Origin of the sequence: Sphingosinicella sp., from assembly GCF_052387495.1 — a bacterium.
In the GTDB taxonomy this organism is placed as follows: domain Bacteria; phylum Pseudomonadota; class Alphaproteobacteria; order Sphingomonadales; family Sphingomonadaceae; genus Allosphingosinicella.
In genome coordinates, this window is the sequence record NZ_JBQTJC010000178.1 from 1 (window position 1) to 16954 (window position 16954).

The 16954-nt window shown below is 66.2% G+C and carries 26 protein-coding genes; 10 read left to right on the forward strand and 16 right to left on the reverse strand.

From position 1 onward, the window contains the following. Positions 1-115 precede the first annotated feature (115 nt). A complete protein-coding gene (locus ACT4N8_RS10115) occupies positions 116-712 on the reverse strand; it encodes a hypothetical protein (RefSeq protein ID WP_444858006.1) in 597 nt (198 codons plus the stop codon). Between the two features lie 74 nt (positions 713-786). On the opposite strand from ACT4N8_RS10115, the gene ACT4N8_RS10120 reads away from it, so the two are divergent. Further along, complete coding sequence (locus ACT4N8_RS10120) at positions 787-1374, forward strand: hypothetical protein (RefSeq protein WP_444858007.1); 588 nt, start codon at positions 787-789, stop codon at positions 1372-1374. Here the strand turns inward: ACT4N8_RS10120 and ACT4N8_RS10125 are convergent. After that, a complete protein-coding gene (locus ACT4N8_RS10125; protein ID WP_444858008.1) occupies positions 1352-1507 on the reverse strand; it encodes a hypothetical protein in 156 nt (51 codons plus the stop codon). The two genes, ACT4N8_RS10120 and ACT4N8_RS10125, sit on opposite strands and share 23 nt — an antisense overlap. Here ACT4N8_RS10125 and ACT4N8_RS10130 point away from each other — a divergent pair. Continuing rightward, positions 1506-2168, forward strand: a complete 663-nt coding sequence (locus tag ACT4N8_RS10130) for a DUF3800 domain-containing protein (RefSeq protein WP_444858009.1) — start codon at positions 1506-1508, stop codon at positions 2166-2168. The two genes, ACT4N8_RS10125 and ACT4N8_RS10130, sit on opposite strands and share 2 nt — an antisense overlap. 194 nt (positions 2169-2362) lie before the next feature. Here ACT4N8_RS10130 and ACT4N8_RS10135 read toward each other — a convergent pair whose 3' ends face one another. Continuing rightward, the gene (locus ACT4N8_RS10135) at positions 2363-3289 is read right to left on the reverse strand and encodes an IS1595 family transposase (protein ID WP_444858010.1); all 927 of its coding nucleotides are present in this window, start codon (positions 3287-3289) and stop codon (positions 2363-2365) included. On the opposite strand from ACT4N8_RS10135, the gene ACT4N8_RS10140 reads away from it, so the two are divergent. The 4 genes from ACT4N8_RS10140 to ACT4N8_RS10155 all read left to right on the forward strand — a co-directional run bounded on the left by ACT4N8_RS10140 (position 3288) and on the right by ACT4N8_RS10155 (position 6588). Next, entirely contained in the window at positions 3288-3755 is a 468-nt protein-coding gene (locus tag ACT4N8_RS10140; protein ID WP_444858011.1) for a hypothetical protein, read from the forward strand. The genes ACT4N8_RS10135 and ACT4N8_RS10140 overlap by 2 nt on opposite strands. Further along, on the forward strand, positions 3752-3889 hold the full coding sequence (locus ACT4N8_RS10145; RefSeq protein ID WP_444858012.1) for a hypothetical protein: 138 nt from the start codon (positions 3752-3754) through the stop codon (positions 3887-3889). Before ACT4N8_RS10140 ends, ACT4N8_RS10145 begins: the two co-directional genes overlap by 4 nt. Positions 3890-4283: 394 nt before the next feature. Beyond that, positions 4284-6278, forward strand: a complete 1995-nt coding sequence (parE, locus tag ACT4N8_RS10150; protein ID WP_444858013.1) for a DNA topoisomerase IV subunit B — start codon at positions 4284-4286, stop codon at positions 6276-6278. Next, positions 6256-6588, forward strand: coding sequence for a hypothetical protein (locus ACT4N8_RS10155; RefSeq protein ID WP_444858014.1), 333 nt, complete (start codon positions 6256-6258; stop codon positions 6586-6588). Before parE ends, ACT4N8_RS10155 begins: the two co-directional genes overlap by 23 nt. On the opposite strand, the gene ACT4N8_RS10160 is transcribed toward ACT4N8_RS10155, so the two are convergent. Further along, positions 6585-6845 (reverse strand): hypothetical protein, encoded by a 261-nt coding sequence (locus ACT4N8_RS10160; protein WP_444858015.1) that lies wholly within the window; start codon positions 6843-6845, stop codon positions 6585-6587. The two genes, ACT4N8_RS10155 and ACT4N8_RS10160, sit on opposite strands and share 4 nt — an antisense overlap. A gap of 87 nt (positions 6846-6932) precedes the next feature. Here ACT4N8_RS10160 and ACT4N8_RS10165 point away from each other — a divergent pair, with 87 nt between their 5' ends. From ACT4N8_RS10165 to ACT4N8_RS10175, 3 genes are all read left to right on the forward strand, one after another. Then, positions 6933-8213: a serine hydrolase gene (locus ACT4N8_RS10165; protein ID WP_444858016.1), complete on the forward strand. Its 1281-nt coding sequence runs from the start codon at positions 6933-6935 to the stop codon at positions 8211-8213. 104 nt (positions 8214-8317) lie between these two features. Then, a complete protein-coding gene (locus tag ACT4N8_RS10170) occupies positions 8318-8755 on the forward strand; it encodes a TM2 domain-containing protein (protein ID WP_444858017.1) in 438 nt (145 codons plus the stop codon). Positions 8756-8973: 218 nt separating this feature from the next. Continuing rightward, entirely contained in the window at positions 8974-9240 is a 267-nt protein-coding gene (locus ACT4N8_RS10175; RefSeq protein ID WP_444858018.1) for an NINE protein, read from the forward strand. Here the strand turns inward: ACT4N8_RS10175 and apaG are convergent. From apaG to ACT4N8_RS10220, 9 genes are read right to left on the reverse strand one after another with little or no spacing between them, the layout of a single operon-like run. Further along, positions 9237-9635, reverse strand: coding sequence for a Co2+/Mg2+ efflux protein ApaG (gene apaG / locus ACT4N8_RS10180; protein WP_444858019.1), 399 nt, complete (start codon positions 9633-9635; stop codon positions 9237-9239). The genes ACT4N8_RS10175 and apaG overlap by 4 nt on opposite strands. A 31-nt stretch (positions 9636-9666) precedes the next feature. Then, a complete protein-coding gene (gene recO, locus ACT4N8_RS10185; RefSeq protein ID WP_444858020.1) occupies positions 9667-10305 on the reverse strand; it encodes a DNA repair protein RecO in 639 nt (212 codons plus the stop codon). Continuing rightward, on the reverse strand, positions 10302-10691 hold the full coding sequence (locus ACT4N8_RS10190; RefSeq protein ID WP_444858021.1) for a DUF1801 domain-containing protein: 390 nt from the start codon (positions 10689-10691) through the stop codon (positions 10302-10304). Before ACT4N8_RS10190 ends, recO begins: the two co-directional genes overlap by 4 nt. A 21-nt stretch (positions 10692-10712) precedes the next feature. Then, positions 10713-12653, reverse strand: coding sequence for an excinuclease ABC subunit UvrC (uvrC, locus tag ACT4N8_RS10195; RefSeq protein ID WP_444858022.1), 1941 nt, complete (start codon positions 12651-12653; stop codon positions 10713-10715). 46 nt (positions 12654-12699) lie between these two features. Then, positions 12700-13314: a F0F1 ATP synthase subunit B family protein gene (locus ACT4N8_RS10200; protein ID WP_444858023.1), complete on the reverse strand. Its 615-nt coding sequence runs from the start codon at positions 13312-13314 to the stop codon at positions 12700-12702. After that, positions 13307-13801, reverse strand: a complete 495-nt coding sequence (locus ACT4N8_RS10205; protein ID WP_444858024.1) for a F0F1 ATP synthase subunit B family protein — start codon at positions 13799-13801, stop codon at positions 13307-13309. Before ACT4N8_RS10205 ends, ACT4N8_RS10200 begins: the two co-directional genes overlap by 8 nt. Before the next feature lie 49 nt (positions 13802-13850). Then, entirely contained in the window at positions 13851-14078 is a 228-nt protein-coding gene (locus ACT4N8_RS10210; protein ID WP_444858025.1) for a F0F1 ATP synthase subunit C, read from the reverse strand. A 30-nt stretch (positions 14079-14108) separates the two neighbouring features. Continuing rightward, positions 14109-14921 (reverse strand): F0F1 ATP synthase subunit A, encoded by an 813-nt coding sequence (locus ACT4N8_RS10215; protein WP_444858026.1) that lies wholly within the window; start codon positions 14919-14921, stop codon positions 14109-14111. Between the two features lie 22 nt (positions 14922-14943). Then, entirely contained in the window at positions 14944-15264 is a 321-nt protein-coding gene (locus ACT4N8_RS10220; RefSeq protein ID WP_444858027.1) for an AtpZ/AtpI family protein, read from the reverse strand. Between the two features lie 181 nt (positions 15265-15445). Between ACT4N8_RS10220 and ACT4N8_RS10225 the strand changes: the two genes are divergently transcribed. After that, positions 15446-16147: a PdaC/SigV domain-containing protein gene (locus tag ACT4N8_RS10225; RefSeq protein ID WP_444858028.1), complete on the forward strand. Its 702-nt coding sequence runs from the start codon at positions 15446-15448 to the stop codon at positions 16145-16147. Between the two features lie 5 nt (positions 16148-16152). Here ACT4N8_RS10225 and ACT4N8_RS10230 read toward each other — a convergent pair whose 3' ends face one another. The 3 genes from ACT4N8_RS10230 to ACT4N8_RS10240 form a co-directional block, all read right to left on the reverse strand. Further along, positions 16153-16539, reverse strand: coding sequence for a YdbL family protein (locus ACT4N8_RS10230; protein ID WP_444858029.1), 387 nt, complete (start codon positions 16537-16539; stop codon positions 16153-16155). A 1-nt stretch (position 16540) separates the two neighbouring features. Next, the gene (locus ACT4N8_RS10235; RefSeq protein ID WP_444858030.1) at positions 16541-16726 is read right to left on the reverse strand and encodes a YnbE family lipoprotein; all 186 of its coding nucleotides are present in this window, start codon (positions 16724-16726) and stop codon (positions 16541-16543) included. Positions 16727-16773: 47 nt separating this feature from the next. Continuing rightward, positions 16774-16954 (reverse strand): hypothetical protein (locus tag ACT4N8_RS10240; protein ID WP_444858031.1); only part of this gene is annotated, 181 nt, incomplete at its 5' end.

Consider the following 16954-nt stretch of genomic DNA (forward strand, 5'->3'; position numbering starts at 1 on the left):
GCCGCACCAACGCCGCCGCGGCTTGGGACCCGTAACGAGCACCAACCCCCCCTCGCCCGTTGGGGGAGCGGGCGACTCGCGAAGCGAGCGGGGTGAGGGGGTCCGGCGCCGGTCGTTACTCACCGGCCTCCCCTCCCAACCGCTCATCTCGAGCAGGGCCGCCAGGTCCGGGTCGAGAGACACGCTCGCGCTTCTGCCGCCGCGCCAGCACCTTCAGCTTCTTCTCGATCGCCGCGACCGTCTCCTCGACGCTCGCCACGAGCGGCGCCCGCCCGCCGGCCTTCGCCGTCCCGGAACGCGGCGCGCGGTGGAGCCGCAGCAGGTCCATGGCCAGCCAGGTGTCGATGCCCTCCGGCGCCGGCACCTCGGTGTCGCCCGGAACATAATGCTGAAATCGCGCCGCCCGCGCGATCAGCTCCGCCTCGATCGTCGCATAGCCGATCTCGATCGCCTCCTCCCAGGCCTGGGCGAAGCCCGGCTCGCGCCGCCGCGCGTCGTACACGGTGCGCACCCCCACCCCGGCCGCCGCCGCCGCCGCGGTCACGTTGCAGCAGGCGGCGAGATGATCGAGAAACACCTGCCGCCGTTCGTCGATGAACCGCACCTTCGCCGCCTTGCGCTTCTGCACCCTGCGATTGTTGCCGCCGTTGATCTCGGTGTTGTTGTCGTCGCCGTCGCTGCCACCCAAGCTGTCGCCCATGCCCGCATCCATCCGCTCTCTCCTTCGCCCAAAAGAAAAGGCGATTGTATCTATTGCAAACACGGCGCTCGTGTTACGACGAGGGCATGGGTTTTCTCCGGTTCGCCCGCCAGCATATCGCGATTTCGGTCGGAGTCGTCGCTGGCGCGTTCATCGCGGTTTTCGGCGCTGTGAGTGACGGACTGGACCTTTACCGGGCAGGTATCCCGGCATGGGCGTGGCTAGCGATAGGCTTGACCGTTTTCTTCGCGTCAGTGATTGTCCTGCTATACCGGTTTAATTCTCAACTGAGCCAGCCCGCCTCTAGCGGCAACAGCGGCGGACAGGATGCCGACTTCGATCCTGACTGGCTAAGCAAACTTCAGCTGGTAGTCGGAACAAAGTTTCGAAATCAAAACGTGCCGGTTGATGGGCGGCGCTATCTTGGATGCGAGTTCCACAACGTCACATTCGTTTATAACGGTGGCCCATTCGCATTCGAGCAATGCACGATTGGCGGCCATACAATCCGAACCGACGATCCCCGCCTAAATCGGTTCACGAATCTCCTCGTAACGTTCGGTCATATCGCGACTGGGCTGCAAACGCCGAGCGGGCTTGTCACGCTCGATCAGCTAGATGCCGCGCACGGCCATCGCCGCGACAGGACGCCTACCGCTTCTGATCCGGAATAGGCCTCTGCCGCACGACCTTCTTTAGCTTCTCATTCCAGCGGGCTTCGTCCTCATCGCAGCCGTGTTCGCGGGCGGCTTCGATGAACTTGTCGGATTGACTCTGCGGTTTCGCGGCGGTCTTCTGGGCGGCCATGCCTAACAAGCTCCTCTTCGCCGACGAGGCGGGTTGCCTCACGTTCGCCAAGCAGCGCGGCGCAAGTCGGTACTTTATCCTGTGTACGGTCGCGATGGAAGACGACGCGATTGCAACCGCCCTTCTCAAACTGCGCAGGAAGCTCGCGTGGGACGGTGCGGAGCTAGGCGATTATTTCCATGCGAGTGAAGACAAGCAGGCTGTACGGGATGCGGTGTTTGGCGTGATGCTGGAACACCATTTTACCGTGCAAGCCACCATCATGGAGAAATCTAAGGCGCAGCCCCAAGTGTGCCGGTCCTCCGCGCGCTTCTATAAGACGGGTTGGTATTTCCACTTCAAACACGGCATGGACGGCCAATTCACCGCCCAGCATGAAACTCTAATCACTGCCGCATGCCTCGGCACAAAGCGGGAGCGGGCGGCATTCCAGGAGGCGGTAGACGATGTAATGCGGCAGACGATGCGCGTGAAGGAATGGAAGACCGATTTCATGCCGGCTGCTGCCGATCCGGGCCTTCAGGTGGCGGATTATTGCGCATGGGCGCTCTATAGAAAATGGGAGAGCAAGGGTAAGGACGGCCGCTCCTACGAGCTCATCAAAGACCGTATCACATACGAATACGACCTATGGGAGCACGGCAAGCATCATCATTATTGAGGGGGTGCACGGCCCGCGAAATCCGCAATCTTGGCTATCCCTAAGGAAGTGCTCCCAGAGCCCTTCTCACCAAGCAAGGACCGTGCAGCCCCATATACGCATGGATTGATTAATCGTCCATGAGCAATTCCATGAGGCGGAAAAAATCGAGCTGAATCGGAGGCCGGCTCGCCGCGTTCCGCTGGTTCATGCGCTTAAGCGACGTTCTTAGACCCCCCATAGGTCAGGCGCTTGCCGACGATGCCCTTAAGCGCCTGTTCCGAACGCATCCCGTCGGTCATGCCGTTCGCTTCCCGGTTACAGTAGCGGAAATCGAACTCGGCCAGATAGCGGTGCAAATGCTGCTCGCCACAGTGCTGATAGACGCCCTTCATGCCGCGCTTGAAGATGCTGAAATAGCCCTCGATCTGGTTCGTATGCACCTCGCCACGACCATATTCGCCCCGGCTGTGGACGGTGTAGCCGTGACCGGCGAACTCGTCGCCGACGTAGCGATATTGCGCCGCCTCGTCGGTCATAACGACGCTCTCGCGGTCAATGTTGGCGCGGACCAGCGGCATGATCGTTGCCGGGTGCACATTGTCCACCACCATCGCGCGGCTCTTGCCCGTTTCGCGATCGACCAACGCCAGCACCTTCATCTTGTGATGATAGGCGCGCTTCTTCGGAGCGCCCTTCACGCGGCCAATGAAAGTCTCGTCCACCTCAACGATGGAGCCGTTGCCGCCGAACGGGGCCAGATCGCCCGAGCGCAGCGCCTCACGGATGCGATGGGCCAGGAACCATGCCGTCTTGTAAGTGACCTCAAGCATCCGGTGCAGTTGATGGGCGGAAATGCCCTTTTTGCTCGTCACCATCAGATAGACCGCTTGCAAGGCCTTGTTCAGCGGCAAGCGGGCGTGCTCGAAAACGGTGCCGACCTTCACGGTGAACTGCTTCTTGCAATCACCGCAGCGCCACAGGCCGAGGCGGATGCGCTTCGCCGGGTTGGCTTTCACCTTCGTGATGCGGCCCATGCAGCCGCAATGGGGGCACACAGGGCCTTCCGGCCACAACACACCTTCTAGGTGAGCGAAAGCCGCCGCTTCATCGTGAAAGTAAGGACGTGAGAGAACCGACATGGCGACAACCCCTTTGATGGATCGGTTCTACCCCATCGCGGGTGTGTTTGCAAGGTATATAATCGCCAAAGAAAAGGGCCGGCGCGAGCCGACCCTTTCAAACGTCATCCCGGTGAAGCCTGCCCCGAACTTGATTCAGGGATCCGGGATCCACCTGCCTTGTGCCTCGGACTACCCGCCGCCCCGCTTATCCCCGGCGCGACTCGCACTTCTTCAGCATGGGGAGAAAGTACCGTATCAGCGTCACGCTGTCAAGCTGTTTTTACCAGATGGGCGCTTCCTATTTGCCGGCCACTGGCGCGTGTCGATCGTGACCCTCACCATCACCCTGGACGAGATCCGGGGTCCATTCGGGCGGGAAGTTCAGCGACAAGCCTGTCTTGAGCGCCTGCCTTGCGCCTCGACATTCAAGATCGCGCGGCTCGCGGATGCGATCGGCGCTGCACGACCGGCTTCAACAACATGATCAAGTGGTGCTCAATATCCAAGGCGATCGGCTACCCCGCCTCGCTGCTGAACCGCCTGCAGGCCGACTGCAGCCTGGCCGTCGCCAGGCGGGCGACTGATGTCGAGGCGGTGCGCGAGCTCGCGGCGGCTTAGGGATACCGTGACAGTCAGTCACTCCGCGCCTGCGCGTCGAGCAGCAGCCGCTTGAGCATGTTCCCGATCTTACGGCCGACGTAGCTCATGTGTCCCCTTTGTGCGCAAAGGTGGGGAGGAGGCCCGTGAGATCAAGCGATACGGCGACCAACAAGCGGATGCTCGGTGCGACCCCACCGTTGTTGTCGTCGACATTGCACGACTCGCGTTCGCAGTGTCCGCTTTTCGAGATTCGAACTGAGCACTCGGACTCCGCAATGGGCGCACAGCTGACGCACTAGCTGCTCCCTTCTCCTCCTCGCGTCTCCGCGTCTCCGCGCGAACCCATCCCGCCTGTGGACCGAACACCCCAAGAACCTTGCCCGCAGGACTCACCGCCCCCTATACCCCTCCTATGCCCGACGACCTGTTCGCTTCCAACACCGCCCCCTCGACCGATTACGACGCCCACTCGATCGAAGTCCTCGAAGGCCTGGAGCCGGTCCGCCGCCGCCCCGGCATGTATATCGGCGGCACCGACGAGCGCGCGCTGCATCATCTCGCCGCCGAGGTGCTCGACAACAGCATGGACGAGGCGGTGGCGGGCCATGCGAGCCGGATCGAGGTCGAGCTGGCGGCGGGGAATCGCCTCACCATCGCCGACAACGGCCGCGGCATGCCGGTCGACGAGCATCCCAAATATCCGGGCAAGTCGGCGCTCGAGGTGATCATGACCATGCTCCATTCGGGCGGGAACGTCTCGGACAAGGCCTATGCGACCTCGGGCGGCCTGCACGGGGTCGGCGTCTCGGTGGTCAACGCGCTCTCGACCGACACCGTGGTGGAGGTCGCGCGCAACCGGCAGCTCTACCGCCAGACCTTCTCGCGCGGCCTGCCCACCTCGAAGCTGGAGGATCTGGGCACCACCCCCAACCGCCGCGGCACCACCCTCGCCTTCACGCCGGACGCGGAAATTTTTGGCGACGACGCGCGCTTCAAGCCGGCGCGGCTCTATCGGCTCGCGCGCTCCAAGGCCTATCTCTTCGCCGGGGTCGAGATCCGCTGGAAATGCGATCCCTTTTTGCTCTCCGACGAGGATTCGAAGGCGGGCATCCCGGCCGAGGCGGTGTTCCAGTTTCCGGGCGGGCTCGCCGATCATCTCGCCGAGCAGATCGCCGGCAAGGAGACCGCGACCAGCGCGCCCTTCATCGGGCGGCAGGATTTCCCTGGGGGCCAGGGCAAAGTGGAGTGGGCGGTGGCCTGGCCGGTCTGGGGCGAGGGCCAGCAAAGCTATTATTGCAACACGATTCCCACGCCCGACGGGGGGACGCACGAGCAGGGGCTGCGCACCGCGCTGACCCGGGGGCTGCGCGCGTTCGGCGAGCTGGTCGGCGCCAAAAAGGCCAAGGATTTGCAGGCCGAGGACGTGCTCGCCGGGGCCGAGATCATGCTCTCCGTCTTCATCCGCGAGCCGCAATTCCAGAGCCAGACCAAGGACCGGTTGACCTCGGCCGATGCCGCCCGTCTGGTCGAGGCTGCGGTGCGCGACCATTTCGATCATTATCTCGCCGATCATATGGAGCGCGGGCGCGCCTTGCTCGGCTTCGTGCTCGAGCGGATGGACGAGCGCTTGAAGCGCCGCGCCGAGCGCGAGATCAAGCGCAAGACCGCGACCTCGGGGCGCAAATTGCGTCTCCCGGGCAAGCTCACCGACTGCGCCAATGACGATCCGGCGGGCACCGAGCTCTTCATCGTCGAGGGCGACAGCGCGGGCGGCTCGGCCAAGCAGGCGCGCAATCGCAAGACCCAGGCGATCCTCCCCATCCGCGGCAAGATCCTGAACGTCGCCTCCGCCACCGCCGACAAGATCCGCGCCAACCAGGAGATCGCGGATCTCGTATTGGCCCTGGGCTGCGGCACGCGCGAGCGCTGCAACCCCGACGATCTGCGCTACGAGCGGGTCGTGATCATGACCGACGCCGATGTCGACGGCGCCCACATCGCGACCCTGCTGATGACCTTCTTCTTCAACGAAATGAGTGCTTTAGTTCAAAAAGGCCACCTCTATCTCGCCCAGCCGCCGCTCTACCGCCTCGCGTCCGGCGGCACCGTCGCCTACGCCCGCGACGACGCGCATCGGGCGGAGCTGGAGGCGAGCCTGTTCAAGGGCAAGAAGGTCGAAATCTCGCGCTTCAAGGGGCTCGGGGAGATGAACCCGGCCCAGCTCAAGGAGACCACGATGGACCCGGCCAGGCGCGCCATGGTCCGCATCAATCTCCCCAAGGACCCGGAGGAGCGCTTCGCGGTCAAGGACCTCGTCGACCGCCTGATGGGCCGCAACCCCGAGCACCGCTTCCACTTCATCCAAACCCGAGCGGCGGAGGTCGATGAAGAGAAGATCGACGCCTGAGCCGCTCCGCGGGCTGAAGTTGTGGACGATCCAGCGCGCGACCACGCTGGGCATCGCCACCGGGGTCGCCGCTTTGCTCCTCGCGTCGATGATCGGCGGCTGGCCGGAGGGGCTGCTCTATCCCTATGTCGGCTTGCTCGGCGTCACCGCCTTTTGCAGCGCGTCGATCCTCTGGATCACGGCCGTCGACATGCGCACGCGCGGGACGAGCGGGCGGATGCGACCGATCCGCGGCTTCGACGTGGCGATCGCGCTCGCGCTGCTGCTGCCCGCGCTCTACGGCTTGTCGCTGGTCTGGCCCGAGCTTTAGGAGGCGCTCTCGCCCGCCTCGGCGAGCGCGGCTTCGATCATCCGTTCCCAGACGGCCAGGTCGCCCGCCGCCGCCATCGCCGGATCGGGCTCGCGTAGCGTGCGCAGGATCGAGAGGGCATCCTCGCGATAGTCGCGCCAGACCCGGTCGACGATATTGCCGGCCGATGGATCGCTGCCGTCCGCATTGCTGCTGACGATCCGCCCGGCGATCACCCGCGCGATCCGCTCGACGACGTCGGTGTTCGAAACCGGCATGGCTGAAGCCTCCTTGAAATGCTTTCGTGGCTGTAACGGTGGAGGAGCGATCCGGTTTCGCCTAGGCTTGCGTGCCGGGAGGTTCGCATGATCCGCAAGCTGATACTCGTCCTAATCCTGTTCGTTTCCGCCTTCCCGGCCCCCGCGCTTGCGCAGGAAGCGAGCCCCGAGTTGCGCAATCGCGCCGAGCAGATCGTCGCCATGCTGCGCGGCGACGCGGACCCCGCCGAGATGTTCACCGCCGCCTTCCTCGCCCAGGTGCCGGCTGCTCAGCTGCGGACGATCAGCGGGCAGCTCATTGCCCAATATGGCGCGCCGCAGGGCGTCGAGGGGATCGATGTCCGCTCCGCCACCGCCGGCACGCTCAGGCTCGGCATGGCGCGGTCGGTGCTGCGCATGGATATCCAGATCGAGCCCAACCCACCGCACCGGATCAGCGGCCTGCTCGTCACCGGCGCCGACATGCGCGGCGATAGCCTCGGGACGGTGCTGACCGAAATCCGCGCTTTACCGGGCCAAACCTCGGTCGCGGTCGCGCGGCTCGGCGACGGCGCGCCGACCTTGCTCGCCGCCCACGAGGCGGACCGGCCGCTGGCGATCGGCTCGACATTCAAGCTCTGGATCCTCGCCGAGCTCAGCCGCCAGGTGCAGGCGGGCGAGCGGCGCTGGAGCGACGTGGTGATGCTCGACCGCCGCTCGATCCCCTCGGGCACGCTGCAGAACTGGCCGCGCGGCGCGCCGGTGACCTTGCACACCCTCGCCGCCCTCATGATCTCGGTCAGCGATAACACCGCGACCGACATTCTGCTTCGCACGCTCGGGCGAGAAAATGTCGAGCGGATGATGGCGCGGATCGGCGTCGAGGCGGCGGCGCGCAACCGGCCCTTCCTCTCGACCCTGGAGATGGCGGCGATCAAGACGGGCGGCGCGGAAGCGGCCGCCGCGTGGAGCAATGCCGACGAGGCGGCGCGGCGCCGGCTGCTCGAAACCACCTACGCCGATCTCGCGGCCGAGCGGATCGACCTGGGTTTCTTCACTGGCAATCCGGTCCTGATCGACAGCGTCGAGTGGTTCGCCTCGGCGAACGATCTGGTTCGGACGATGGACTGGCTGCGCCGCAACGGCGACGAGACGGCGCATCAGATCCTCTCCATCAATCCCGCCGTGGGCGCCGCACTGCGCGGCGAGCTCGGTTATATCGGCTTCAAGGGCGGATCGGAGCCGGGCGTGATCAACCTCACCTGGCTTGTGCGCAACCGCGAAGGGGCCTGGCATGTGGTGACGGGGAGCTGGAACAATTCGGCCGCGCCGGTCGAGGAAAGCCGTTTCGTCGGCCTGATGTCGCGTGCGATCCAGCAGCTGCGCTGAATCTACCTAGCTTAACTATATCTTTGACGTCTTTTCCTAAGCGAAACGCCATGACGGCGGCGAACTTCGGACGAAAAGGCGTGTCCGCGGGGGAAGCGGTTCCCGTGCGGCGCCGCGCGGCCTTCCTGGTGCCGCCGGAGCAGCGCCGCATGCCGCTTGAAGAGAATGACCTCGATGAGCGGATTCAGGCCTTCCTTGACGAGGAACGTGCCCGCGAAGCGCAGGAGAATGAGCGCTTTGCAAGAGTCGAAGCCGCGCTGGCGGATTTCATAGCGGACGCCGAACCTCTCAAGCCACCGACCGACCGCGCGCTCTGGATTGCCTGGCCGATCTGGTTCCTGCTCGGCCTTGCAGGGGGACATCGCTTCTACCTGCGCCGCCCGATCACCGGCGCGATCCAGGCCGCGATCTTCATCGCCTGCATCGGCGCCGTCGCCTGGGGTTATTATCCCGCCTTCGCCGGTCTCGGACTGAGCTGGCTCTGGTATCTGATCGACGGGCTCAGGATGAGGCGCCTGTTCCTGACGGCGGGCCGGCAGTGAGCTTCGGACGCAAAGGGCTCGCCCCCGGCGAAATAGCGCTGCCGTCCGGGCCGGCCGGATTCGGCCGGCGGGCCGAAGGAGAGGACGAGGCGGCGGCTCGCCGCGCGGCCTTCCTCGCCGAGGAGCGGGCGCGCGGCCAAGCTCCGCAGAACCTCCGGGCCGACGATGCTCCAACATATTCGCAATCACCGGCGAACGCAGCCGGACGCGAAAAGTCGATGGCGGCGGCTTATATCCTGTGGTTTTTCCTGGGCGGCCTTTCCGCCCATCGCTTCTATCTCGGCTTCACCACGTCCGCGATCATCCAGGCGCTGCTCGCGCCGATGGCCTATATGATGATGCTGGGCGCGTCCCTCGGCCTCGGCCTCATCTGCCTGATCGTCGCGTGGATCTGGATCCTCAGCGACGTTTTCACGATCCCCGGCATGCTCCGCCAAGCCAATGAGCGCGTCTCGCGCCAAAGCGTTCATACGGTCTTCGCCTAGCTCGCCACCGCCGGCGCGATCAGGGGGAAGCGGGGGATGTCGACGGCGAAGCGGCTGCCGTCGGCGCCGACCATGAAATAGCGGCCCTCCATCCAGCCCGTGGGCGTACCGAGCGGGCAGCCCGAGACATAATCGAACGAGCCGCCCGGCTCGAGCACCGGCTGCTCGCCGACCACGCCTTCGCCGCGCACCTCGTTGCGGCCGCCGCGGCCGTCGCTGATGATCCATTCGCGACTGACCAGCTTGACCGGCCGTCCACCCCCATTTTCGATCCGGATGTGATAGGCCCAGAACCAGCGGCCCTTGGCCGGCTCCGACTGCTCGGCAAGGAAGCTGACCGAGACGCGGACGGTGATCTCGCCGGTCGTGGCGCTGTGGGGGAAAAGCTCTTTCACCCGCGCTTCCTGTGCCGGGCGCCGGGCGAGGTCAACCGGCCATCCGCTTCAATCGCTCGACCAGCCGCTCGCGTCCCGCGAGGACTTCTGCGCGGCGGTCGATCAGGATGTCGCGGGCGAGGGCGAGCTCCGTGACGCGAAGCCCCTCGCGCAGCACCTCCCAGGGTGGAGTCGCGCCGCCGCCGCGCAGCGCCGGCGGTAATGCAAGCACGCGCTCCTCGTCGAGGCCGAAGCCGAGCTGGTCGAGCAGCAGCAATTCGTAGCGGATCAAAGCCGCCGCCCAGCCCCGGGCGCTCGGCGCAGCCTCGATCGCGGCGAGCAGGCCATCCAGCCCCGCGAAGAGACGCGGATAGGGCTGGGCCTCGGGCAGCGCCGCCGCGGTCAGCGCGCAGGCCCATTCGATGCCGGCAGCGGCGAGCGGCTCGGAGAACAGGAAGGCTCGGCTGTGGACCAGCTCGGCGGTGAGATGAGCGAGCTGCTCCTCGGTCCGGGCGCGATAGTCGGCCTGGATGCGGTTGCCGGGGACCAGCACGGGCCGCAGCCGTCGCGAGCGGCCGCCCCGGACATAGCCCGCCTGGACGCCCTCCTCCGGAGTGAGCGCGCGGACGATCGCGCCATGCTCGCCATGGGAGCGAACGGCGACGACGATCGCTTCGGTGGAGAGGTTCATAAGCGGGTCGGATCACCAAGCGCGGCGTTCAGCCGCACCGCCTGGCGCACCAGCGCGGTCACTGTTTCGGGCGCGACGCCGTCGCCCGGCCGCAGAGTGATCGTCGCCATCTCATATTTGCCGCTGGCCTTGAGGCGAGGCTCGATCCCTCGCAGACGCTTGCCGCGCCAGAAGCCGAACAAAACGCGCTCCCGCTCCGAGCGGATCAGCACGAGCGGACCGTCGGCGAAATAGACGAGGTGGGTCCATTTGATCCGCTCGTCGAGCGAGGCGGCCGCCCGCACGTTTGCCCTCAGTGTCTCCACCGTTTCCCGCTGCCAGCCCGTCAGCGCGGCTACATAGGCGTCGGGATCGGCGGCCACCGGCGCTCCGGCCTTCATCCCCATCGGCTCGCCTCCCTCATCCCTTCAGCTGCCCGGGTGGAAATAGTCGTAGATGCCGCGCGCGGTGGTGCGGGAGATGCCGGGGACTTTTTCCAGGTCCTCCAGCGCCGCGGCCTTCACCGCGCGCGCGGTACCGAAATGCATCAGCAGCGCCCGCTTGCGGCCGGGGCCGACTCCGGGGACGTCGTCCAGAGTCGAGGTGACCAAATTCTTCGCCCGTTTCTGGCGGTGCGCGCCGATCGCGAAGCGGTGCGCCTCGTCGCGCAGGCGCTGGAGATAGAAGAGGACGGGCGAATTGGGCGGCAGGGTCAGCTCGCGGCCGTTGGAGAAGTGGAACGTCTCGCGCCCGGCATGGCGGTCCGGCCCTTTGGAGACGCCGATCACCGGCACATCGTGGACGCCGGCATCCTCCATCACCTCGCAGACCGAGGAAACCTGGCCCTTGCCGCCGTCGATCAGCATCAGGTCCGGCCATTCGCCCTTCGAGCGGTCGGGGTCCTCCTTCTCCAGCCGGGCGAAGCGGCGGCCGAGCACTTCGCGCATCATCGCGAAATCGTCGCCGGGGACAGTCTCGGGACGCTTAATGTTGAACTTGCGATAGGCGTTCTTGCGGAAGCCCTCGGGGCCGGCGACGATCATCGCGCCCACGGCGCTCGTCCCCATCACATGGCTGTTGTCGTAGACCTCGATCCGCTGCGGCGGCTCGGCCAGCTCGAACAGGTCCGCGAACTCGCGCAGGTTCCGTGCCATCGTCGAGGTCTCGGCGAGGCAGCGCTCGAGCTCCTCCTCGGCGTTGCGCTTCGCCTGGCGGATCATCCGCGCCTGGTCGCCGCGTTGGGGAGTCTTGAGCATCACCTTGCGCCCCGCACGCTCTGAAAAAGCCTCCTCGAGGAGCGCCGCTTCGGGCAGGCCTCGATCGGTCAGGATCAGCCGCGCCGGCGGCACCTCCTCGTAGAATTGGGCGAGGAAGCTCTGCAGCACCTCCGCCTCGGGCACGTCGTTCGTATGGGCCGGGAAGAAGCTGCGATGCCCCCAATTCTGGCCGCCGCGGATGAAGAAGGCCTGGATGCACATCGTCCCGCCCTTGCAGGCCAAGGCGAAGAGATCGGCGTCGCCCAATTTCTCGGCGTGGATCGCCTGCGTGCCCTGGATGTAGGTGAGCGCCCGGAGGCGGTCGCGGTAGACCGCGGCCAGCTCGAAATCCATCGCCTCGGAGGCCCGGGTCATCTGCCCCTGCAGCTTGGTCTGCACCTTGGTCGAGCGGCCGGCGAGATAGTCCTTGGCGTCGCGGACCAGCTCGTCATAGCCGGTTTCGTCGATCCGGCCGACGCAGGGCGCCGAGCAGCGCCGAATCTGGTAGAGCAAACAGGGCCGCGAGCGGTTGGCGAAAAAGCTGTCCGAGCAGCTCCGCAGCAGGAACAGCTTCTGCAGAGCGTTCAGGGTCTCGCGCACCGAGCCGGCGCTGGCGAACGGCCCGTAATATTGCCCTTTGTAGCGGCGCGCGCCGCGATGGAGCTGGACGCGCGGAAAGGCGTGATCCTCGCGCAGCAGGATGAAGGGGAAGCTTTTGTCGTCGCGCAGCAGGACGTTGTAGGGCGGCCGGTAGCGCTTGATCAGCTGCGCCTCGAGCAGCAGCGCCTCGGCTTCGGTATTGGTGGTGACGATCTGCATCGATCGCGTCTGAGAAACCATCCGCTGCAGCCGCTTCGGCTGGCGCACGACCTGGGTATACTGGGTGACGCGGTTCCTGAGCGCCCGCGCCTTGCCGACATAAAGCACGTCGCCGCGCGCATCGATCATCCGGTAGACGCCCGGGCGGACGGGGAGCGACCTCGCCACCTTGCGAATCGCCGCGATCCCCGCCTGGAGGTCCGGCGCGTCGGCGCCCTTGAGGGCATAGGTCGCCTTCTCCTCGTTGAAGCGCGAGGCGGCGTTGGGATGATCGGGACGATCGGCCTTGGTCACGGGGACGATCTAGGCCGTCCCGGCGCAAGCTGCCAGATGCGCGGGCTTAGCCCCGCCCCAGCTCGGCGATCGTCGCGTCGACCATCGCTTTGTCGCCCTCGGCGTCGAGGCGGTCGCGGATCAGGGTTTCGGCGGCGGCGGCGGCAGCGCTCGCGGCGCGGGCGCGGACCTCGTCGACGGCGGCGCGCTCGGCGGCGGCGATCTTGTCCTCGGCCATCCGCGTGCGGCGCTCGACCAGGGCGGCGGCATCGAACTCGGCCTGCTTGATGATGGCCTCGGCCTCGGTTTTGGCGCGCTCGATCATCGTCGCGGCCTCGGCGTCGGCCTGCGCCGCCTTCGCCTCATATTCAGCGCGCAACGCCTCGGCCTCGGCGCGGAGCTGCGCCGCCTCGTCGAGCTGCTGGCGGATGCCGGCGATCTTGCGGTCCAATGCGCGGCCGATCGCGGCCGGCACCCGCTTCCAGAGCATGAGCAGGAAGACCGCGACCATCGCCCACGCGACCCAGCCCGAGGCGTCGAAGCCCAAAGCCGTCGGCTCGGCATGGCCACCGCCATGATCCTCGGTGCCGGCCTTGGTTTCGCCAGGGCCAGGCGCGGCATGCGCGGCGTCGGTCGCGACGGGCGGATGGGCGCCTTTCTCGGCGGGAGGATGACTAGCCATTGGCAATCGCCGCCCTCACGGCCCGGCTCGCTTCGGACTTGCCGACCGAAAGGCCGGCGAGCCGCTTCACCATGTCCTGCGCCGCCTCGGCGGCGACGCCCTCGATGTCGGCGAGCGCGGCATCGGTCGCGGCCCTGAGCCGCGCCTCCGCCTCGTCGACCTTGGCCCTGATCTTCGTATCGGCCTTGGCGACGCGCGCCTCGGTCGCCCGCGCGCTCTCGGCCTTGGCCGCGGCCGTCACCTTGAGCGCCTCGCCCCGGCTGTCGTTCATCCGCGCGCGATAGGCCTCCTCGGTCGCGTCGGCGGCCTTGCGGGCAGCCTCCGCGGCGGCGAGATCGTCGGCGATGCGGTCGTCGCGCGCCGCCATCGTCGACATGATCTTCGGCAACATCGCCTTGCCGATGCCGAAATAGATGACGGCAAGGGTGACCAGCAGCCAGAAGAGCTGCGAGTAGAGGACGTCGCCGAGCTGGTTGATCTGGGGCATTTCGAGCCTTCTCTATGGGCGGGAGCGTCGCTCCCGCCGCACGTCCAACTTAACGGGCGTAGAGAATGATCATCGCGACGGCGAACGCGATCAGGCCGAGCAGCTCGGCGGCCGCGAAGCCGATGAACAGCCGGCCCTGCTGGCCGTCGGCCGCGGCCGGGTTGCGGAGCGCACCCTGAAGAAACGAACCGAAGACGTTGCCGACGCCGGCGGCGGCGGCGCCGACGCCGATGGCCGCGAGGCCGGCGCCGATAACCTGGGCAGATGCGAAGTCCATGATAAGCTCCTTGCTTTCGAATTCAGTAACTTAGTGAAGATTGACCGCGTCGTTGATGTAGAGCGAGGTGAGCAAAGCAAACACATAGGCCTGGATCGCCGCGACCAGCAGCTCGAGCGCGCTCACGCCCGCGATGAAGAGGAAACTCAGGATGGCGATCGCCGGACCCATCGCGCCCTCCGCGTTCAAGCCCGACACGACGAAGCTGCCGAACACCTTGATCAGGATATGGCCCGCGATCATCGCCACGAACAGCCGCAGCGCGAGGCTGAACGGGCGGACTATGAAGGAGATGAATTCGATCGGGACGATCAACAGCTGGAGAAGCAGGGGCGTGCCCTTCGGCACGAACAGCGAAAAAAAGTGGAGGCGATGCCGCCAGAAGCCCACGATCAGCACGATCGAAAAGCTGATGATCGCCATCACCCCGGTGATCACGAACTGGCTGGTGACCGTGAACGGATGCGCCACGAGGCCGACGCCGGGAACATAGTCCGCCACGGGAATGAGCACGCCGAACGGCATCAGCCCCATCAGGTTGGCGAACAGGATGAAGATGAAGATAGTGAAGACCCAGGGCAGGTATTTGCGCCCCTCCGGGCCGATATTGGTGTCGATCATCGAGCTGACGAAGCCCGTAATCCCTTCCACCATCACCTGCCAGCGGCCGGGCACCAGCTCGCGCCGCATCCCGCCGATCATGAAGACCAGGATCGAGCCCAGCACGATCATCATCCACAACGCGCTGTTGGTGAAGGCGAACGGGTTGCCGGCCAGATCGCCCGCGAGGGAATCGATCTGGAACTGGTGCATCGGATCGATGGTCGCTTGTTCGGCCGCCACGCTTCGCTTCCCCGAAAACCCCTCAATCGGGGCTTTGCTTCGAAATCTTCCACACTTCCCAGATCGCGAGGCCGAACCCGAGGAACAGCATCACGACCCAGATCCCCTTGGTCTGCGCCAGCCAATCGATCGCGAAACCGATCATGGCGCTCCCGAAGGGGTAGCTGATCAGCACCGACAGCACCCGATAGCCCGGCGACCGATAATAGGGTGTCGCCCCGCCCGTCGTCCTGCCGACCCGCTTCGCCTCCTCGGCTTGCGCCCGCCTGAGCCGCTCATCGAGCGAGGTCAGCCGCACGTCTTCCGGAAGGCCTGGGTCTTGCCGGGGCTCGTTTTCCGCCATGCTTTCTCCCGTGCGAAAGCCCCACGAACTAGGGACTCATCCATGGGCGAGGGACATGCCGGCGAACGAACCCGCCAAGGCGCGGTTCCTTTAGGAAGGGGCACCCCCCAAGTCAACACGTTGCCGCAGTGCAGCAACGGCCGGGCTTCAGCGGCGCGCCGGCAGCGGCTATGATCGCGTCATGATCCCCCTCGTCGCCCTCCTGTTCGCCGCAGCACAATCGGCCAACGAGGCGCCGCTCGACTTCATCTATGCCTGGCCCACGGCAGCGGCCGAGGACCCAAGGCTGCGCGCGGCGCTAGAACGAGACAGGGTGGAGGCACGCGCCGAAGCCGAACGCTATGTCGCGGAGGATCGGCAAAGCCGCCCGCCCGAGGCCGGCTTCAACCCGCATTATTATCACCAGAATTGGGAAGTCGCCGGCAGCGCGCCGCAACTGCTGAGCCTGCAAGCGTCGATCGAGACCTATACGGGCGGCGCGCACGGCAACATGCATTTCGAAGCGATCTTGTGGGACCTGGCGGACGGGCGCGGGATTGCCGGGCCCGAGCTGTTCGGACGAGCCGCGCTCGAACGCCTCGGCCCGCGCTATTGCGACGCGCTCGACGCGGAGCGGGCGGAGCGGCGCGGCGAGCCGGTGCGGCGAGGCTCGGACGACATGTTCACCGACTGCCCCGCGCTGGCCGAACAGGTGATGGCGCCCGCGGACGAGGACGGCAACGGCCGCTTCGACAGCTTGCGCATCCTCCTGCCGCCTTATGCGGCCGGGCCTTATGTCGAGGGCGACTATATCGTCGAGCTGGCCTTCGAGCCCGAAGACCTGGCCGGGATTCCGGACCGGTTCAGGCCCGCTTTCGAAGTCCCGGGCGAGCGCAGTCCTTAGGGGCCTCAGCCGCAGTGGCTGGGGCGCGGCACCGGCTCGTTGCCGTTGCGGCGGCGCCAGACGCCGTCGGGCAGCCGGTAATATTGGCCGGGCCCGACCCGGGTCGCGAAGAGCTGGCAGGCGGTGGCGGCGGCGACCTCCTCGATCGTCGCGTTGCGCTGCGCGGCGAGCTGGGTGTAGGCGGCGCGGCGCTGGATGTTGATCGCCTCCATCTGCGAGCGGAGGACGCCCGACCCTCCGCCGACTATGCCAAGATAGCCGTCGGCCTGCTCGCCGACCTGGCCGGTCGCGCGCAGTTGCGCCGCGGCGTCCTGCATCGCATAGGCGGTCCCGCCCGCGGCGACGGCGAGGCCGAGCGCGGCGGCGATCATCCATTTCATGCGGCGGTTCATGTCAAAATACTCCCGGGTTGTTCTGGATCAACTCCTGCGCGTCGCGCTGGAGCCGGACCACCACCTCCTGCCGGATGGTGATGTTGAGGTTGATCTCGATCGGCCGTTCGGGCGCGCTCACCTGGACGCAGCCCGAAAGCGCCGCGCCCGCGGCCAGCGCCAGCAGCCATCGCTCCGTCCCTCGCATGTTCCTTCGGCTCGCATCGCGGCTTTCTCTCGTCAAGTTCGCTGATCTCATTGCACAGGCTCGCTTTCCTCATCCTGAATGGTGTTGGCAGGCGCGCGCAACCTTTCCAGCTCCGACTGGATCAGCGGAATCGGATCGTTGAACGAGCGGGCGGTCGCGATCAGGGAGCGGAACTGGCCCTGAATGCGGATATTGAACTCGAAGGGGATGCGAGCGATCTGCCCGAAC

Bases quoted from the DNA above. Each gene is read 5' to 3' on its own strand.
- ACT4N8_RS10115 (WP_444858006.1), bottom strand. From the start codon at position 712: ATGGATGCGGGCATGGGCGACAGCTTGGGTGGCAGCGACGGCGACGAC.
- ACT4N8_RS10120 (WP_444858007.1), top strand. From the start codon at position 787: ATGGGTTTTCTCCGGTTCGCCCGCCAGCATATCGCGATTTCGGTCGGA.
- ACT4N8_RS10130 (WP_444858009.1), top strand. From the start codon at position 1,506: ATGCCTAACAAGCTCCTCTTCGCCGACGAGGCGGGTTGCCTCACGTTC.
- ACT4N8_RS10125 (WP_444858008.1), bottom strand. From the start codon at position 1,507: ATGGCCGCCCAGAAGACCGCCGCGAAACCGCAGAGTCAATCCGACAAG.
- ACT4N8_RS10140 (WP_444858011.1), top strand. From the start codon at position 3,288: ATGGCGACAACCCCTTTGATGGATCGGTTCTACCCCATCGCGGGTGTG.
- ACT4N8_RS10135 (WP_444858010.1), bottom strand. From the start codon at position 3,289: ATGTCGGTTCTCTCACGTCCTTACTTTCACGATGAAGCGGCGGCTTTC.
- ACT4N8_RS10145 (WP_444858012.1), top strand. From the start codon at position 3,752: ATGATCAAGTGGTGCTCAATATCCAAGGCGATCGGCTACCCCGCCTCG.
- parE (WP_444858013.1), top strand. From the start codon at position 4,284: ATGCCCGACGACCTGTTCGCTTCCAACACCGCCCCCTCGACCGATTAC.
- ACT4N8_RS10155 (WP_444858014.1), top strand. From the start codon at position 6,256: ATGAAGAGAAGATCGACGCCTGAGCCGCTCCGCGGGCTGAAGTTGTGG.
- ACT4N8_RS10160 (WP_444858015.1), bottom strand. From the start codon at position 6,845: ATGCCGGTTTCGAACACCGACGTCGTCGAGCGGATCGCGCGGGTGATC.
- ACT4N8_RS10165 (WP_444858016.1), top strand. From the start codon at position 6,933: ATGATCCGCAAGCTGATACTCGTCCTAATCCTGTTCGTTTCCGCCTTC.
- ACT4N8_RS10175 (WP_444858018.1), top strand. From the start codon at position 8,974: ATGGCGGCGGCTTATATCCTGTGGTTTTTCCTGGGCGGCCTTTCCGCC.
- recO (WP_444858020.1), bottom strand. From the start codon at position 10,305: ATGAACCTCTCCACCGAAGCGATCGTCGTCGCCGTTCGCTCCCATGGC.
- ACT4N8_RS10190 (WP_444858021.1), bottom strand. From the start codon at position 10,691: ATGGGGATGAAGGCCGGAGCGCCGGTGGCCGCCGATCCCGACGCCTAT.
- ACT4N8_RS10200 (WP_444858023.1), bottom strand. From the start codon at position 13,314: ATGGCTAGTCATCCTCCCGCCGAGAAAGGCGCCCATCCGCCCGTCGCG.
- ACT4N8_RS10205 (WP_444858024.1), bottom strand. From the start codon at position 13,801: ATGCCCCAGATCAACCAGCTCGGCGACGTCCTCTACTCGCAGCTCTTC.
- ACT4N8_RS10210 (WP_444858025.1), bottom strand. From the start codon at position 14,078: ATGGACTTCGCATCTGCCCAGGTTATCGGCGCCGGCCTCGCGGCCATC.
- ACT4N8_RS10220 (WP_444858027.1), bottom strand. From the start codon at position 15,264: ATGGCGGAAAACGAGCCCCGGCAAGACCCAGGCCTTCCGGAAGACGTG.
- ACT4N8_RS10225 (WP_444858028.1), top strand. From the start codon at position 15,446: ATGATCCCCCTCGTCGCCCTCCTGTTCGCCGCAGCACAATCGGCCAAC.
- ACT4N8_RS10230 (WP_444858029.1), bottom strand. From the start codon at position 16,539: ATGAACCGCCGCATGAAATGGATGATCGCCGCCGCGCTCGGCCTCGCC.
- ACT4N8_RS10235 (WP_444858030.1), bottom strand. From the start codon at position 16,726: ATGCGAGGGACGGAGCGATGGCTGCTGGCGCTGGCCGCGGGCGCGGCG.